The 17101-nt window shown below is 66.7% G+C and carries 14 protein-coding genes and 1 pseudogene; 8 read left to right on the top strand and 7 right to left on the bottom strand.

The window, feature by feature from the left end; all coding sequences use genetic code 11:
- A pseudogene (locus tag AC5P88_RS18020) lies at positions 1–122 on the top strand (IS110 family transposase); the annotation flags it as partial.
- 36 nt (positions 123–158) lie between these two features.
- Here AC5P88_RS18020 and AC5P88_RS18015 read toward each other — a convergent pair.
- Positions 159–800, bottom strand: coding sequence for a hypothetical protein (locus AC5P88_RS18015; protein WP_106550343.1), 642 nt, complete (start codon positions 798–800; stop codon positions 159–161).
- 147 nt (positions 801–947) lie between these two features.
- Between AC5P88_RS18015 and AC5P88_RS18010 the strand changes: the two genes are divergently transcribed.
- Complete coding sequence (locus AC5P88_RS18010) at positions 948–2249, top strand: MFS transporter (RefSeq protein WP_180852748.1); 1302 nt, start codon at positions 948–950, stop codon at positions 2247–2249.
- Here AC5P88_RS18010 and AC5P88_RS18005 read toward each other — a convergent pair.
- From AC5P88_RS18005 to AC5P88_RS17985, 5 genes are all read right to left on the bottom strand, one after another.
- A complete protein-coding gene (locus tag AC5P88_RS18005; RefSeq protein WP_004151683.1) occupies positions 2230–2691 on the bottom strand; it encodes a bacteriohemerythrin in 462 nt (153 codons plus the stop codon). The genes AC5P88_RS18010 and AC5P88_RS18005 overlap by 20 nt on opposite strands.
- An 85-nt stretch (positions 2692–2776) precedes the next feature.
- Entirely contained in the window at positions 2777–4120 is a 1344-nt protein-coding gene (locus AC5P88_RS18000; RefSeq protein ID WP_106550344.1) for a diguanylate cyclase, read from the bottom strand.
- Positions 4121–4216: 96 nt separating this feature from the next.
- Entirely contained in the window at positions 4217–5770 is a 1554-nt protein-coding gene (locus AC5P88_RS17995) for an MASE1 domain-containing protein (RefSeq protein WP_495225659.1), read from the bottom strand.
- 198 nt (positions 5771–5968) lie between these two features.
- Complete coding sequence (locus tag AC5P88_RS17990; RefSeq protein ID WP_106550346.1) at positions 5969–7573, bottom strand: MASE1 domain-containing protein; 1605 nt, start codon at positions 7571–7573, stop codon at positions 5969–5971.
- Positions 7574–7623: 50 nt separating this feature from the next.
- Positions 7624–8901 (bottom strand): NAD(P)/FAD-dependent oxidoreductase, encoded by a 1278-nt coding sequence (locus tag AC5P88_RS17985; protein ID WP_495225656.1) that lies wholly within the window; start codon positions 8899–8901, stop codon positions 7624–7626.
- A 161-nt stretch (positions 8902–9062) separates the two neighbouring features.
- Here AC5P88_RS17985 and AC5P88_RS17980 point away from each other — a divergent pair, with 161 nt between their 5' ends.
- The 3 genes from AC5P88_RS17980 to AC5P88_RS17970 all read left to right on the top strand — a co-directional run bounded on the left by AC5P88_RS17980 (position 9063) and on the right by AC5P88_RS17970 (position 12419).
- Positions 9063–9824 carry a gamma-glutamyl-gamma-aminobutyrate hydrolase family protein gene (locus AC5P88_RS17980; protein WP_495225655.1) on the top strand — a complete coding sequence of 254 codons (762 nt, stop codon included), beginning with the start codon at positions 9063–9065 and terminating at the stop codon, positions 9822–9824.
- Positions 9821–11218, top strand: a complete 1398-nt coding sequence (locus AC5P88_RS17975; RefSeq protein ID WP_106550349.1) for a glutamine synthetase family protein — start codon at positions 9821–9823, stop codon at positions 11216–11218. Before AC5P88_RS17980 ends, AC5P88_RS17975 begins: the two co-directional genes overlap by 4 nt.
- Before the next feature lie 91 nt (positions 11219–11309).
- Positions 11310–12419 (top strand): polyamine ABC transporter substrate-binding protein, encoded by a 1110-nt coding sequence (locus AC5P88_RS17970; protein ID WP_071228406.1) that lies wholly within the window; start codon positions 11310–11312, stop codon positions 12417–12419.
- Between the two features lie 38 nt (positions 12420–12457).
- Here the strand turns inward: AC5P88_RS17970 and AC5P88_RS17965 are convergent, their stop codons facing one another.
- Positions 12458–13858 (bottom strand): flavin-containing monooxygenase, encoded by a 1401-nt coding sequence (locus AC5P88_RS17965; protein ID WP_495225654.1) that lies wholly within the window; start codon positions 13856–13858, stop codon positions 12458–12460.
- 272 nt (positions 13859–14130) lie between these two features.
- On the opposite strand from AC5P88_RS17965, the gene AC5P88_RS17960 reads away from it, so the two are divergent.
- The 3 genes from AC5P88_RS17960 to AC5P88_RS17950 are packed head-to-tail and all read left to right on the top strand — an operon-like array spanning position 14131 to position 17035.
- Complete coding sequence (locus AC5P88_RS17960) at positions 14131–15267, top strand: ABC transporter ATP-binding protein (RefSeq protein WP_010486163.1); 1137 nt, start codon at positions 14131–14133, stop codon at positions 15265–15267.
- Positions 15264–16196, top strand: coding sequence for an ABC transporter permease subunit (locus AC5P88_RS17955; RefSeq protein ID WP_049431291.1), 933 nt, complete (start codon positions 15264–15266; stop codon positions 16194–16196). The genes AC5P88_RS17960 and AC5P88_RS17955 overlap by 4 nt, the downstream gene beginning before the upstream one ends.
- On the top strand, positions 16193–17035 hold the full coding sequence (locus tag AC5P88_RS17950) for an ABC transporter permease subunit (RefSeq protein ID WP_004151945.1): 843 nt from the start codon (positions 16193–16195) through the stop codon (positions 17033–17035). Before AC5P88_RS17955 ends, AC5P88_RS17950 begins: the two co-directional genes overlap by 4 nt.
- Positions 17036–17101 lie beyond the last annotated feature (66 nt).

Below are 17101 nucleotides of genomic sequence, written 5' to 3'. Positions count from 1 at the left end.
TTGAATCACTCGTCAGGCAGGGCAAACCGGGCAAGGTGGCTTTGGTCGCGGTGATGCGCAAAATGCTGGTGATCCTCAACGCCCGCAAACGGGATGCGGAGGCCCAGATGGCCTCCGCCTGACAAGACAGTTGCTACAGAAGGCAGACAGCCGTCGAGCTACCGGCAACGCGTGCTCACCTGCAGCACCGCCGCGCGCAGCAGATCCCGGTCGGCTTCATCGACGGCATTCTGGAAGTAGTCCATGTCCTGTCTACCCAGTTCGCACGGGTCGACGATGTACCCCGGCGGCCACAGCCCCAGCAGCTGCGTCACGCCATGCACGATCTGCTCCGGGGTCATCTGCCGGCGGATGCGGAAGTAGTTGCGGCGCGGTGCGAACGCGGGATGCACCTCGCGGCGGCCGATCAGGCGGGGAGCGATACCTGCGGCGGTGATGCCGTCACCACCGTCGATGCTGCCCGCAGGCAGACTCAGGATCAGTGGCGCCACCGCAGCCGCGTCCTCCGCGGCAGGCTGGGCGCTGTCTGCCTGCGCAACCGGGGCAGGGCGGGGCATCACCGATGCGGCCGGACGCGTCATCTGTGCGGTGGGCAAAGTGGGCTGCTTGGCTACCGGCGTCGGCAGTTCCGGTGGCAGCCAGCGCAGCAAGATCCGTGGGCCCTCGCCGCTACGCAGTTCGATCCGGCCGCTGTCCAGCAGCCACAGAGCGAGCCCTCCATGCACCAGCAGTACCACCAGCCACGCCGCCATCCGCGGCAGCTTCGGTGAATCGGACCACGGCAACGCGACTGCAACCATCGGCAAGGCATCCATGCAGGGACCGGTGGCGCAGCCTAGCGGGCGGCAGGAAAAAATTCGTTGGCATCGGTGTCGGCTGAAACCATCGCCCCGTGCGACTACCGCCCCGTGGCAGAATCGGCCGATCTACCGTTATCCGTACTGCCGATGTCGACGATCGCTGCTGCCGCGCCACCCGTGAATTCCCCCCGTCGTGTCCTGCTGGCCAGCCTGATCGGCACCACCATCGAATTCTTCGATTTCTACATCTACGCCACGGCCGCCGTGCTGGTGTTCCCGCACCTGTTCTTCCCGGACAGCAGCGAGCAGGCAGCCCTGCTGCAGTCATTGGCGACCTTCGCGGTGGCGTTCATCGCCCGCCCGGTCGGCTCGGCGGTGTTTGGTCATTTCGGCGACCGCATCGGCCGCAAGGCCACCCTGGTCGCCGCGTTGCTGACCATGGGCCTGTCCACGGTGCTGATCGGCCTGCTGCCGACCCATGCGCAGATCGGGCTGTGGGCACCGGCGCTGCTGGCGCTGTGCCGCTTCGGCCAAGGGCTGGGGCTGGGCGGCGAATGGGGTGGGGCGGTGCTGCTGGCTACCGAGAATGCGCCACCGGGCAAGCGCGCCTGGTACGGCATGTTCCCGCAGCTGGGCGCGCCCATCGGTTTCCTGCTTTCCGCCGGCATCTTCCTGGTGCTGGGCCGCTGCCTGAGCCAGGACGACTTCCTGCAGTGGGGCTGGCGCATTCCGTTCGTGGCCAGCGCGCTGCTGGTGGGTCTGGGACTGTGGGTGCGGCTGAACATCCACGAGACGCCCGACTTCAAGAAGGCATTGGAGCGCAAGGCGCCAGTGCGGCTGCCGATGTGGACGGTGCTGCGTGACCATCCGGTGCCGATGCTGCTGGGCACCCTGGGCGCCTTCGCCACCTTCGTGCTGTTCTACCTGATGACGGTGTTCAGCCTGGGCCACGGCACGGCGGTGCTGGGCTACAGCCGCGAGCAGTTCCTGCTGATGCAGATGGTCGGCATGCTGTTCTTCGCACTGGGCATCCCGCTGTCGGCACGCTATGGCGACCGCTGGGGCACGCGTCGCACCATGATCGTCGCCAGCGTGCTGATCATCGGCTTCGGCGTACTGTTCGCGCCGTTGTTCCAGCCGCACAGCCCATGGCTGGTCACCGCCTTCCTGTGCCTGGGCCTGTTCCTGATGGGGCTGACCTATGGCCCCTGCGGCACCTTCCTGGCCGAGATCTACCCGGTGGAGGTCCGCTACACCGGTGCTTCGCTGTCATTCAACCTGGCCGGCATCCTCGGTGCGGCACCTGCCCCGTATCTGGCGACCTGGCTGGCCGAGCGATTCGGCCTGGTCGCGGTGGGTTACTACCTGTGCCTGACCGCGGTTGCCACCCTGTGCGCGCTGGTGGCACTGCACCGGCGCGCGCTGCGGCTCAACCAAAGAAGCGCTTGAGCGTGCGACCCAGCCAGCCACCGCCCTGGTGTTCGCGGGCGAACTGGTTCAGGTGCGCCTTGACCTGCTCGGCATAGGCCTGGTCGTCGCCGCGGATGTGGTTGAACAGCCAGCGCGAGAGCATGGTGCGCAGTTCGTCGCTGATGTCCTCGCCGGCCTGGAAGCGCATGCGGTACTCCGATACCCGCTTGATGAAGACCTCATGCACGCGCTTGTGCGCGGCACAGAACGGGTAGCCCGCTTCTTCCATCAGCTCTTCCTCGAACGCGAAGTGCGACATGGTGTAGTCCACCACCTCGTCGATCACTTCACCCACCGCGGCACGCTGCATGCTGGCCTGGGCCACGTGCAGGTGATTGAGCATCTCGATGATGCGGCGGTGTTGTTGGTCGATCACATCGATGCCGATGTTCAGATCGTCCTGCCAGACCAGTAGTGCCATCCCCGGCTCCCCTTCATGCGTATGTCGGGGCCGACTGTAGAGCTGCCCTGCGCGGGCGGCGTTGATCTGGATCAAAGCGCAGCGGTCAGGGCAGCGCCGGCTCGCGTGGGCGCAGCGGGCTGGCCACCGTGGTGCAGCTGACCCGGTTGCGGCCACCGGCCTTGGCCAGGTACAGCTGGCGGTCGGCTTCGGAGATCAGCCGGTGCAGTGCATCGCGCTGCGGGCGCAGGCAGCACAGGCCGATGCTGACGGTCATGCGCAGGGTCGCGGTGCCGATGTCGACCTCCAGTGCGGCGATGCGCTGGCGCAGTTCCTCGAAGTACAGCAGTGCCTCGTCCTGCTCCATGTCCGGCACCAGAAGGCAGAACTCCTCGCCACCGAAGCGTGCGATCAGGTCCTGGCTGCGCGCGTGCGCGGCCACCGCGCTGGCCACCGCGCGCAACGCATCGTCGCCGGCTTCGTGGCCATGGGTGTCGTTGATGTGCTTGAAGTGGTCGATGTCGATCATCGCCACCGCCACGCACTGCCCGTGCAGCTGCAGTTGCGGCAGCTGGCGCTGGCTCTGCTCGAGGAAGCAGCGCCGGTTGGGCAGCCCGGTAAGGAAATCTCGGGTGGCCAGGTCCTGCAGGGTGCCGATCAGCTCCAGCTGGTCCACATTCTGCGAGACCCGGCAGAAAAACTCCTCGCGTGAGAACGGCTTGCGCAGGAAATCGTTGGCGCCGTTCTTCAGGAAGCGCGGGATCAACGACGCATCGGTATTGCCGGAGATGCCGATCACCGCCACTTTGTCGCGCGAGCGCAGGGTGCGCAGGCGGCGGGTGAACTCCACGCCCTGCATGCCCGGCATTTCCTGGTCGACCACGGCGAGGCGGATCGCCGGATGCGCCTCGATTGCAGCCAGGCCCTCATTGCCATCGGCCGCCTCATGCACCTCGTGCCCATACATGCGCAGCAAGGCTGCGGCATAACCGCGTGCGGACGGTGAGTCGTCCACCACCAGCGCGGCGATGCGCCGGTTGCGTTCCAGCCGCTGCACCAGCCACACCAGGTAATCGATGCTGCCGGGCGTGTTCTTCAGCACATAGTCGATGATCTGCTGCTGCAGCACGCGCTTGCGCAGGTCTTCGTCGTAGACGCCGCTGACCACCACGGTGGGCAGGTTGCGCTTGAGGAAGAACTCGACCACCGCGTCGCGGTCGCCATCGGCCAGCACCAGCCCGGTCAGTACCAGGAACCAGCCGCCACCTTCGTTCAGCAGGCGGTCGGCCTCGGCCAGGGTGGAGGCGATCACCACCGGTAGCTCCAGGCGCTGCTCGATGGCCTCGCGCAGCATGCCGGTGAAGGCACGGGAGTTTTCGACCAGCAGGATCCGCTGCGGCAGCGGATCGGCCAGGTCGCCATCGACGGCGGCCTGCGGCAGGACGGGCATGATGCGGTGGCTCACGAGGGAGGGGCTCGGCACGGATAACGGCGGTTTCGGCTGCAACTTTAGCTGCGAACGCCACGCGCCGGGCAGGATTGCGTGTCAGGCCGCCGCGGGCGACGCGTGGGTGATTGGTTCATGCAGGACCAGTCGCAGCCGATTGCCCCGGCAGTGGACTGTTCCGCCGTAGGCAAGCATCCGCCCGGCCAGGCGCTCGACGGCCTGGTGGGTGGTGCGCGTGGACAGCGTGCAACCACGGTCGAGCAGGCTCACCAGAGCAACAATGCCGCGACGTTTGCCTGCCCGACCGCTCCGGGCGCGCACGCAGACCTGCCCGGTCTCCAGCTCGAGCAGAAGTGAAACCGCCTCGATCAGCGAGCGATAGATGGCCAGTTGCAGATCCACGGTCAGCAGGCAGGGATTGCCCGCCAGCCTGGGCGGAATGACGCGATGCGTGTTGTTCCAGATTTCGCATGCACCGCCGGCTTGCAGCGCGATGTAGAGCCCGACCTGTTCCAGTCCAGTGGGATAGACCAGGCTGGCCTGTTCACGGAACAGGCGTGAATGCACCGACGATGCGTGCTGCAGGCTGTTTGCGACCGCATGGTGGCCTTGGGACTTCAGCCAGCTGACCATCTCGCTGAGCGAACTGTCCATGCCCTCGCCCAGATGTTTCAGGTGGACGGCCCGTTCACGCAGCTCACGCTCGCTGGTCTGATGCGAGCCGCGTGCCAGGCGCAGTGTGGTTGCCTCGGCCAGGCCGCGGGACCGGGCGCGCTGATGGTGGTAGCTGATGCTGGAACCGAGTGCCAGCAGTGCGACACTCATCACCGCCATGTTCTGTTGGGTGGCGAACGTGCCCAGGTCGAATGAGGAGGGCAGGCCGGTGCTGGGCGTCGCACCGTGCAGGGGGAGGTTCAGCAACGGAATCGCGATGGCCGCACCGCGCCACCCATGCATGAAGGTCAGGGCGATGGCGGGCAGGGCGGCCAGCAGCACCATGTGCGTCCGCGTCGTGTGGGCACCGGCGCTTGTCAATTGCATGCACAGGCCCAGCACCAGCATCACCAGGATCGCCGAGGCGGTAGGGGCGACGAAACGGTCGGTCCAACCGGGATCGGCCTGCCGTCGCGACCAGAGGAATGCCAACGGCACAAGGGTGATGATGGCGGCGAAGTGGCCAAAGATCGTCCGGTCGACCGCGTCCAGCAGATTGCTGGGTGGTGGGTTCGACCACAGGACATATGAAATGCCCAGGTTGAGACCCGGGACGAACAGTGCCGTGCAGAAGGACAGCGACAGCAACCAGAGACCGGTGGCTGCTTCGGACGGCATTCTCATCCGATGCAGGTACACCACCAGCATCGCCATCGGCATCAGCAGTGTCGAAGCCAGGATGACCCAGTCCAGGCCATAGGTGTCGATCATGGGGATGCGCAGCGTTGCGAAGTACGCGTACTCGCCCAGCAGCAGGTAGAGCCACAGGCGGGTCGGGACGATCAGCAGTGCCGCTGCACGGATGCCCGCCGGCAGGAAGAACTGATCCAGCGAGAACTGACGCGAACCGAGGCAGCTCAGCGCATAGACGGCCGCGAGGGCGATCCCGGCTGGCCGGATACGGAAGCTCAGTTCAACTGCCTTTTTGAATCGGTCCAAACCCGAGCCTCCCTTGCTCGTGACATGGCAGCGGCCGTGCGGGTTGCTTGAACGCGCCATGACGCGCCATTGGATGACAGTATCGATAGAAGCATGGGGGCGCAATTGCACGCCGGCGCCGGATCCTGACGGGGTGGGTTCGGCGCCGACCAAAGATCACTTTCGAGTAGTGATCTGCATCTCCGTTCATTGGGAACGTCAGATCGCGGCCCGGGGGGCGCCAGGGTCGATGGAGCGTGTGCTTTCCTTCACGGCTTCAGGAGCGCCTGCCTGGCGGGGAGCTTCCCGTGCTTCGGTCAACACCATCCTGAGCCTGTTGCCACTCAAGTCCATGTGGCCCGCGTGTGCGAGGACCCGGCCCAGCAGCTGCTCGTTTGCCAGTTCCTTTGCCCGGCTTCCCAGTGATTCGTGGCGGTCCAGAAGAGCCACGCAGATGAAGGCACCACGCTTCCGGATGGAACTTCCGCAGCGGATACTGACCGAGATCTGTCCAGACTCGCATTTCAATAGAAGCGAGACCGCATCGACCACGAGTCGATAGGCAGCAAGCTGCAGGCCGACCCCGAGCGCGCAGGGGTCACCCGTCAACCTGGGCTGGCCGATTCGATGCGTAGCATTCCATGCCTCGCGCACCCCACCTGCCTGCAATGCCACGTACAGGCCCAGCTGTTCCAGGGCGGCGGGATAGATCATGCTGGCCTGGGCCCGGAACAGGCGTGAATGCACCTCCGAGGTATGCCGCAGGCTGTCGGCCACGGCGTGATGACCCTGGGCATGCAGCCAGTTCACCATTTCATTCAGGGACAGGTCCATGCCATCGCCCAGCTGGCGCAGGTGCGCCGCCCGTTCGCGCAGGTCCATCTCGCTGGCCAGATGTGAATTCCGCGCAAGCTGCAGGGCCGCTCTGCCATCTTCCTCGCGCAACCGGTGCTGGCTCTGGAAGTGGGTGATGCGCGCACCGAGCAGCAGCAGGGCGATGCTGGCGATGGCCATGGCCTGCTGGGTGGCGAAGGTGGGCGGGTCGAATGCCGTCGGATGGTCGGCGGGGGCGCTCAGGCCAAGGATCATGTTCACGGCGGCGACACCGATGGCCGCGCCGCGCCATCCCAGCAGGCAGGTCAGGGCGATTGCGGGAATAGGCAGGATCAACAACAGCTGCAGCGAACCAGGGGCCGTGATCGAGGCAGGTACCGGTGTTGCCTGCAGGCCGATGAGCAGCATGGCGCCGAGTGCTGCGACCGTGGCCGCAACAGACCGGGTTGTCCATTTTTCCTCGGCGCGGCGTATCCACAGCAATGCCAGAGGCGCGAGGATCAGGATGCCGGTGAAGTCGCCCAGCGCATAGCGCAGCACATTGGTGAGAAATGTCTCTTCATGCAACGGGGCCCAGAGCAGGTACGAGATTCCCAGGTTGAGCAGGCTGATGACCGTCGCGGCGCATGCCGCAATGGAGATCACGCCGACCACCGTGGTGCGGGCCAGCAGTTTCCGGTGCAGGCGCACGATCAGCATCACGGCAGGCATCAGGAATACGGAGGCCAGGATCACCCAGGTCAGGTTGTATTTGCTGATCAGCGGGATGCGCAGATGCGCGAAGTAGGCGTATTCACCAATCAGCAGGTAGGGCCAAAGACGGGGCGGGCACAGCAACAGCGCGGCCACCCGCACGCCGGCAGGCAGGAAGAACTGGTCCAAAGACAGCTTGCGCGCGCCCCAGCAGGCGAAGGCATAGAGCAGCGCCAGCACCAGCCCCTCGGGGCTGACGCGTATCCTCACCTGCAGGCCGTCCTTCCACCACTGCATCCACGTGCTCCCCAGCTCCTGCGCCGATTATGTGGCTGGGACGGGTCCCGCTACCACAACGCATCCCGCAGCTTGTACCACGACATCGCCGCCACCAGCAGCGGCGTGCGCAGCAGCCGGCCGCCGGGGAAGGGTGCATGACGCAGGCGCTGGAACACGTCCAGGCGCTCGCTCTGGCCGGCGATAGCGGCGGCGATCACTTCGCCGGCCAACCCGGCGGCGGCGACACCATGCCCCGAAAACCCCTGCGCGAAGTACAGATTGCCGTCCAGCCGGCCCCAGTGGGGTGCGCGGTTGCGGGTGATGTCCACGTAGCCACCCCAGACCTGGTCCAGTACCACGTCGGCCAGCTGCGGGAAGACGTCGTGCATGCGTCGCTGCATCACCCCGCGCAGGCCGGGCGGGGGCAGCGCCGAGTAGCTGGCGCGGCCGCCGAACAGCAGGCGGTGGTCGTGGCTGAGGCGGAAGTAGTCCAGTGCCCAGGCGGTGTCGGCCACGGCCATGTTGTTGCCGATCAGGGCGCGGGCACGTTCGGCACCCAGTGGCTCACTGGCACCGATGTAGGTGCCCACCGGCATGATCCGCCGCTCCAGCTCGGGCAGCAGGCCCTGCAGCCAGGCATTGCCGGCCACCACCAGGTGTGCGGCGCGTACGCAGCCCTGTGCAGTGTGCAGGCTCGGCTGCGCTCCGCGCTGGATGCGCACCACGGGCGAATCCTCGTGGATGACCACCCCCGCCGCACGCGCTGCAGCGGCCAGGCCGCGCGCGTACGCCAGCGGGTGCAGGTGCGCGCTGAGCGGGTCGAACATCGCGGCTCGATAGCGCGGGCTGTCCAGCTGCGCGCGCAGGGCGTCACGGCTCCACCACTGCATGGGGTAGTCGTAATGCCGTTGCAGGTGCTCGCAGTTGGCCTGCAGGTCGCGCTCGTGGCGTTCACGGATGGCGACGCTGGCGTGGCCTTCAACCCAATGGCAGTCGATGCGGTGGCGATCGATGCGGGTGCGCATCGCCTGCACCGCGTCGCGCGACCAGTCGAACAGGTGGCGTGCATCGTCGCGACCCAGCTGCCGCTCCAGTTCGTCCACCTCGCAGCCGTAGCCGACCAGTGCCTGGCCGCCATTGCGGCCGGAGGCGCCCCAGCCGATCCGCTGCGCTTCCAGCAGCACCACGCGCTGGCCGCGTGCGGCCAGTTCCAGGGCAGCAGTGAGGCCGGTATAGCCGGCGCCGAGCACCGCGACATCGGCGTGTACGTCACCCTGCAACGGAGGCAGTGCGGGCGGCTCGGGCAGGCTGGCTGCGTACCAGCTGGGCGGGAAGGAGGCGCTCACTGCTGGCCTCGCGGGCGCAGGGCGGCAGGACGGAGCGGGGCAGGTCGATCAGCGTTCACCCGTGTAGTTTCACCGATGCGTGACGGCCGTGGCGTGACGGCGACGACTTGCCGCATTCGCCGGGCGACGGGTAACGTGTCGGCACGCCAAGGAGTTTTCCCATGCGCCGCCTGCCCTGGGTGGGCCTGCCCACCGACAGCACCGTGCTCGGCCATCATCGTTTCGCGGTGGTCGGCGAGAAGTACGTGCGCGCGTTGGTGGAGGCAGCCGGAGCAACCCCGGTGGTCCTGCCCAGCCTGCAGCCGCCGTTGCCGGCCGCGGAGTGGTTGCGCGGGCTCGATGGCCTGCTGCTGACCGGTGCGGTCAGCAACATCGAACCGCAGCACTATGAAGGCGGCCGCAGTTGGCCGGGGAACCCGCATGATCCGGCCCGCGATGCCAGCGCCTTCGCACTGCTGCACGAGGCGCTGGCGTTGGACCTGCCGGTGCTGGCGATCTGCCGCGGCTTCCAGGAGCTGAACGTTGCGCTGGGTGGCACGCTGCATCCGCAGGTGCACGCGGTACCGGGTCTGTCGGATCATCGTGAAGACCCGCAGGTGCCGGTTGAGGTGCAGTATGGGCCGGCCCATGCGGTCGCCCTGGCGGCTGATGGCTGGATGGCGCAATGGCAGGGCGGCGACCGCGCACAGGTCAATTCGGTTCACGGGCAGGGCATCGATCGACTGGCGCATGGGCTGCAGGTCGAGGCCGTGGCCGATGATGGACTGGTCGAGGCGGCGCGCAGCCCACGCCATCGTTTCGTGCTCGGCGTACAGTGGCACCCGGAGTGGCGTGTCATGGATTCGCCGTTCTATCACGCTATTTTCCGTGCGTTCGGCCAAGCTTGCCGGCAGCACCAACAGAACCGACTGGATTCCCGATGAGTTCCCGAACGCGCCCGCGCAAGACGGCTACGCCCCCCGCACCGCAGGAAAGCAGCCTGCTGCGCTGGCTGAAGGAGCGGCGCATCACCGAGGTCGAATGCCTGGTGCCGGATATCACCGGTAACGCGCGCGGCAAGATCATTCCCGCCGACAAGTTCTCGCACGACTACGGTACGCGGCTGCCCGAAGGCATCTTCGCCACCACCGTCACCGGCGAGTTCCCTGATGACTACTACGAGCTGACCTCGCCGTCGGACTCGGACATGATGCTGCGCCCCGATCCTGACACGGTGCGCATGGTGCCGTGGGCGGCCGACGCCACCGCACAGGTCATCCACGACTGCTACACCAAGAACGGCGAGCCGCACGAGCTGGCACCACGCAACGTGCTGCGCCGCGTGCTGGCCGGGTATGCCGAACTGGGCCTGCGCCCGGTGGTGGCGCCGGAGCTGGAGTTCTTCCTGGTGCAGAAGAACACCGACCCGGATTTCCCGCTGCTGCCGCCGGCCGGCCGCTCCGGACGCCCGGAGACGGCGCGGCAGTCGTACTCGATCGATGCGGTCAACGAGTTCGACCCGATCCTCGACCTGATGTACGACTACGCCGATGCAATGAAGCTGGACGTGGACACGCTGATCCATGAGTCCGGCGCGGCGCAGCTGGAGGTCAATTTCACCCACGCCGATGCGATGGACCTGGCAGACCAGGTGTTCCTGTTCAAGCGCACCATGCGCGAGGCGGCGATGCGCCACGGCGTGTATGCCACGTTCCTGGCCAAGCCGATGGAGAACGAGCCGGGCAGTGCCATGCACATCCACCAGAGCCTGGTGCGGGTGAGCGATGGCAGCAACGTGTTTGCCGGTGATACCGATGCCGAAGGCGAGTTCAGCCCGGTGTTCGGCCATTACCTGGGCGGCCTGCAGAAGTACGCGCCGCAGGCGATGGCGTTCTTCGCGCCGAACGTGAATTCCTACCGCCGGCTGGTGTTCGGCGAAGTCTCGCCGAGCAACGTGCACTGGGGCTTCGACAACCGTACCTGCGGCCTGCGCGTGCCGCTGGATACGCCGGAAAACATGCGCGTGGAGAGCCGTTTCGCCGGCTCCGACGCCAACCCCTACCTGGCGATGGCCGCGACCCTGGCCTGCGGCCTGCTTGGCATCCGCGAGCGGCTTGCACCGGACGCGCCGGTCACCGGCAGTGCCAAGGAGCTGGGCTACAACCTGCCGCGCTCGCTGGGCGAAGCGCTGGATGGGCTGGAGCAGTGCAGCGAGCTGCAGGCCCTGCTGGGCGAGCGCTTCTGTCGGGCCTACATCTCGGTGAAGCGCAAGGAATACGAGACCTTTTTCCGTGTCATCAGCTCGTGGGAGCGCGAGTTCCTGCTGCTGAACGTCTGAGCATCTGGAATAGAAAAATCCGCCGCCGGGGGGTAGGCTGGCACCCGTCGCCGGCCCCGCCGGCCCCCCTTCCCGCATTCTGGAGCACCCGATGAAGCTGCGTATCCTCACGCTCGGCCTGGCCTCCGCCATGCTTGCCGCCTGTGGCGGTGGCAACGGCGGCGCGCAGGACAGCCAGGTCCTGAACGTCTACAACTACAGCGATTACATCGCCGAGGACACCATCCCGACCTTCGAGAAGGAGAGCGGCATCAAGGTGACCTACGATGTGTTCGACAGCGATGAGATGGTCGAGACCAAGCTGCTGGCCGGCAACAGTGGCTACGACGTGGTGGTGCCGACCCTGAATTTCTTCGGCCGCCAGATCCAGGCCGGTGTGTTCCTGCCGCTGGACAAGAGCAAGATCCCGAACCTGGCCAACCTCGATCCGGCGGTGATGAAGCGCATCGCCACCCAGGACCCGGGCAACCAGTACGGCGTGCCGTACATGATCGGCACCACCGGCATCGGCTACAACGTGGAGATGCTGAAGCAGCGCTTCGGTGGCAGCACCGACATCGCCAACAGCTGGGACCTGGTGTTCAAGCCGGAGAACATCAGCAAGATGAAGGACTGCGGCGTGACCATCCTGGACACGCCGGCGGACATGATTCCGATCGCGCTGCACTACCTGGGCCTGGACCCGCACAGCGGCGACCCGGCCGAGCTGCAGAAGGCGGCCGACCTGCTGAAGTCGATCCGCCCGTACGTGCAGAACTTCCACTCCTCGCAGTACGTGGGTTCGCTGGCCAATGGCGGTACCTGCCTGGTGGTCGGCTGGTCGGGTGACATCATCCAGGCCCGCGACCGTGCCGAGGAAGCCAGCAATGGCGTGCACGTGGCCTACTCGATCCCGAAGGAAGGCGCACCGCAGTGGTTCGACATGCTGGCAATCCCGAAGGACGCCAAGCATCCGGAAGCCGCGTACGCGTTCATCAACTACCTGCTGCAGCCGAAGGTTGCAGCGGCCAACACCAACTTCATCCATTACGCCAACCCGGTGCCGACCGCGACCCCGCTGGTGGACGAGGCGATCCGTACCGACCCGACCATCTACCCGCCGGCCGATGTGGCCGAGAAGATGTTCACGTACTCGATCAACACGCCGGAGACCGACAAGCTCTACACCCGGCTGTGGACCGAGGTGAAGACCGGCCGGTAAGCGGCGCGGGTAGCGCCGGGCCATGCCCGGCGGCTGCCTTACCCTGCGTCGGAGTCGACCCTGTCGCTCCGGCCAAGGTGCTGCAGGATGGCAGGCAGCAGGTCGCGTGCATCGCGACCGCCGTTGCACAGGAACGACGAACTCATCCGCTGCAGGTTGTGCATGCCGATGAAGAACAGCCCCGGTTGCGGTGAAACACCGAACTCGCCGAGGGGGTAGCCATGTGCATCCAGCGCGCCAGGTACGTCGAGCCAGGGCCATTCGGCGACGAAGCCGGTGGCCAGAACCACCGAGCGGATGCCCGCGGCCTGCAGGTCCAGTTCGCGCGGGGATGCGTCCGGTTCCCAGTGCAGATAGACCTCCTCCGGAATGTAGCGGGCATCGTCGGTGCGTGGCTCGGGACGCGTGGCGTAGTAGGCGCTGGCCAGCGAATCGAGATAGGCGTATTCGGCCCGCGTCGCCTCGATCGCGGTACGCAGCTGCGGGCGGACATCGGCGAAGCGGGCGATGCTTCCATCGAAGCCCTGCAACCGGCCCAGCAGCCTGATGCCCGCGCGGTGCATCGCCAGCAGGCTGATCGAGCTGCCGAGGCCGCCGCTTCCCTTGCCGGAAATGAGCGGGAACTCCGCGGTACGCGCCTTGCGCAGCGCATCCGGTTCCCCGGCCAGCACGCCCGCCGCTTCACTCACATGCTGGTGGATGCGCCCGGCCATGTCCCACCAGGTCATCGAGTCCTTGCCGCGCAGCCGGCGGGTATGCGAATGACGCTGGGCCAGTGACCAGTACACGCTGCGACCGCTGTCGCGCAGGTCCTGGGCGATCTGCGCACCGGACTGCCCACCGCCGATGACCAGCACGGCGCCATCGGGCAGCTGGCGGGCGCTGCGGTAGTCGCCCGAGTGCAGCACGGCAAGGCCGGGCCCGGGCGCGAAGGGGACCCGGGGCATCCGCGCACGGCGGTACTCACCGGTCGCGACCACCACCGCGCGGGCATGGATCAGCCCCTGGCTGCTGTCGATGGCATAGCCGCCGCACTCGGGCGCGACCCGATGTACCGCGCACCCTTCGCTGATCGGCAACACGCGCTCGTCGGCATAGTCGCGGAGCCGGCGGATCACCTCCGGGGCGCCCATGAAGCCTTCCGGGTCATCGCCCGCATAGGCATGACCGTGCAGGGCCATGGTCGCGTTGGCGGTGTTGGTCTGGAACGAATCCCAGCGCCGCCGCCAGCTGGCGCCCACGGTTTCGGCCTCCAGCACGCGATGCTCGACGCCGGCCTCCTGCAGGAGTGCGCTGAGGGACAACCCGGCCTGGCCGGCGCCGATGATGGCCAGCGGCAGCCCTGCGGGCACGGATGACAGCGGCCGGGAAGGGAGACGGGAGGGGCTGACGGGGGGAATCAACGGGATGGGTCCATGCAAGGCCTTGATCCGGGCCATTGCGCGGGGGATGCCCCGGGCCTTCAACAGATCCCGCTCCGAAAAACGTTGCAGATCGGGTCGTTGCCCGTGGTGTCTGGCCGGGACGCCGCAGGCGCGATCGGGCAGCCCCGGCCTTTTGCGCGGACGGGCCCTGATGGCGGGGTAAAACCGACACCCCCTGCGGCCCGGGAGCGGGCCGCTGGCGGCTTCCGCCCGTCGCCGTCATATCCCCTTCGGCCCCCGGCCGTTAGAATGGCCGCCGCTGTCCACCGCCCGCTCCCGGAGCCCCCATGCCCGTTGAAGCCCAGCCGGTAGCCGCCGTCGTCGACACGACCGGTGCGCCCGGCTATCTCTCCATTCGTGATTTGCGCAAGGAATTCGACGGTTTCGTCGCCGTCGACGACGTCAATCTGGACGTGCGCAAGGGCGAGATCTTTGCCCTGCTCGGTGGCTCCGGCAGTGGCAAATCGACCCTGCTGCGCTGCCTCGGCGGCTTCGAGACGCCCACCAAGGGCAGCATCACCCTCGATGGCCAGCGCCTGGACGCGCTGCCGCCGTACCAGCGGCCGGTCAACATGATGTTCCAGTCCTACGCCCTGTTCCCGCACATGACGGTCGAGCAGAACATCGCCTTCGGCCTGAAGCAGGACGGCCTGGGCAAGGACGCGATCAGCAAGCGCGTCGGCGAAATGCTCGACCTGGTGCAGATGGGCCATCTGGGCAAGCGCAAGCCGCACCAGCTGTCCGGTGGCCAGCAGCAGCGCGTGGCGCTGGCGCGGTCGCTGGCCAAGGGGCCGAAGCTGCTGCTGCTGGACGAGCCGATGGGCGCGCTGGACAAGAAGCTGCGCTCGCAGATGCAGCTGGAACTGGTCAGCATCATCGAATCGTCGGGCGTGACCTGCGTGATGGTCACCCACGACCAGGAAGAAGCGATGACCATGGCTACCCGCATCGCGGTGATGGATGCCGGCTGGATCCAGCAGGTCGGCAAGCCCGACGAGGTCTACGAGCAGCCGGCCAACCGCTTCGTCGCCGAGTTCATCGGCTCGGTCAACCTGTTCGACGGGGTGATCGACGAGGACCTGCCCGAGTATGTGACCGTGCGTTCGCCGCTGTTCCCGGCGCCGATCTACATCGCGCACGGTATCACCGGTTATGAAGGGCAGCCGGTCGCGTTCGCGCTGCGCCCGGAGAAGGTGATGATCGGCAAGGACGAGCCGGAAGGGCACACCAACAAGGCGCAGGGCGTGATCGAGGACATCGCCTACTTCGGCAGCCATTCGGTCTACCACGTGCGCCTGCCCAGCGGCGCCAAGGTACTGGCCAACTTCGCCAATTCGCAGCGCTGGGCCAGCGATGGCCTGACCTGGGGCGACAGCGTGTGGGTGCACTGGCGCGACAACGACGGCGTGGTGCTGACCTCATGAGCACCGCCGGCCTGAAGCGCTGGCTGCCGGGGCTGCGTGCCACGGTGATCGGCATTCCGTACCTGTGGCTGCTGCTGTTCTTCGCAGTGCCGTTCCTGATCGTGCTGATGATCAGCTTCTCGCTCAGCCGGGTCGGCTCGCCGCCGTACACCTGGCTGCTGCAGTACGTGGATGGCGGTTTCTCGCTGAAGCTGAACCTGGAAAACTACCTGGCGCTGTTCCGCGATTCGATCTATGCGCAGGCGTTCCTCAGCTCGATCAAGATCGCGGCGATCTCCACCTTCCTGACCCTGCTGATCGGCTACCCGATGGCCTATGCCATCGCCCGCCTGTCACCGGCAGCACGCAATGTGGCGATGATGCTGGTGGTGCTGCCGTCGTGGACCTCGTTCCTGATCCGCGTGTATGCGTGGAAGGCGATCCTGGACCGCAATGGCCTGCTCGACCAGTTCCTGCAGTTCACCGGCCTGCAATCGCTGATGACCAGCCTGGGCCTGCCCAAGCTGCAGCTGATCGATACGCCGACCGCCGCCTACATCGGCATCGTCTACTGCTACCTGCCGTTCATGGTGCTGCCGCTGTACGCCAACCTGGTCAAGCATGACCACCGGCTGCTGGAAGCGGCCTACGACCTTGGCGCCAAGCCATGGCAGGCGTTCCTGCGCATCACCCTGCCGTTGTCGAAGGCGGGCATCATCGCCGGTTGCATGCTGGTGATGATTCCGGCGATCGGTGAATTCGTGATCCCGGAAATGCTGGGTGGCTCGGAGACCCTGATGGTGGGCCGCCAGCTGTGGAACGAGTTCTTCAACAACCGTAACTGGCCGGGCGCCTCGGCGATGGCGGTGGCGATGATCCTGTTGCTGCTGGTGCCGATCCTGCTGTTCAACCGTTCCCAGCAGCGCCTGCTGGAAGGGAAGCAGGCATGAGCCCGCGTACTGCAAAGGGCCTGGGGCTGGGCGTGCTGCTGCTCGGCTTCGCCTTCCTGTACCTGCCGATCCTGCTGTTGATGTTCTATTCGTTCAACAGCTCGCGGCTGGCGATGGTCTGGGCCGGGTTCTCCACCCGCGCCTACAGCGACCTGTTCGCCGACCGCGCGCTGATGGATGCGATGTGGACCAGCCTGGTGGTGGCGTTCTGGACCGCCTGCACTGCCACCGTGCTGGGCACGCTGGCGGCGATGGTGATGACTCGCTTCAAGCGCTTCCGCGGCAAGCCGCTGTTCGGCGCACTGGTCACCGCACCGCTGGTGATGCCGGACGTGATCCTGGGCTTCTCGCTGATGGCGCTGCTGGCCTCGATGGGCGCGATTCCCGGCTTCCCGGCACGCGGCCTGACCACCATCTGGATCGCCCACGTCACCTTCACCCTGTGCTTCGTCACGGTGGTGGTGTCCTCGCGCCTGCAGGAAATGGACCTGTCGCTGGAAGAAGCGGCGATGGACCTGGGCGCGAGCCGGCTGACCGTGTTCGGCCGCATCACCCTGCCGATCATCGCGCCGGCGCTGGTGGCGGGCTGGCTGCTGGCCTTCACCCTGTCGCTGGATGACGTGGTGGTGGCGAGCTTCGTCGCCACGCCGGGCTCGACCACGCTGCCGATGAAGGTGTTCGCTTCGGTGCGCATGGGCATCAGCCCGAAGATCAATGCGTTGGCCACGCTGCTGGTGTCGGCGGTGTCGATCGCCGCGGTGATCGGCTGGTACATCAATGCGCGTGCGGAGAAGCGGCGCCAGCGCGACCTGCAGCTGGCGCGCCAGGACAACGGCTGAGCACACGGCCTGTCGACAGCACCGGCAACATCCGGCTCACGGCCGGCGGCGCACAATGGGGGTCTT

Source organism: Stenotrophomonas sp. YJH_SMC_8, from assembly GCF_059371315.1.
This window is presented reverse-complemented; position numbering and strand designations above follow the sequence as displayed.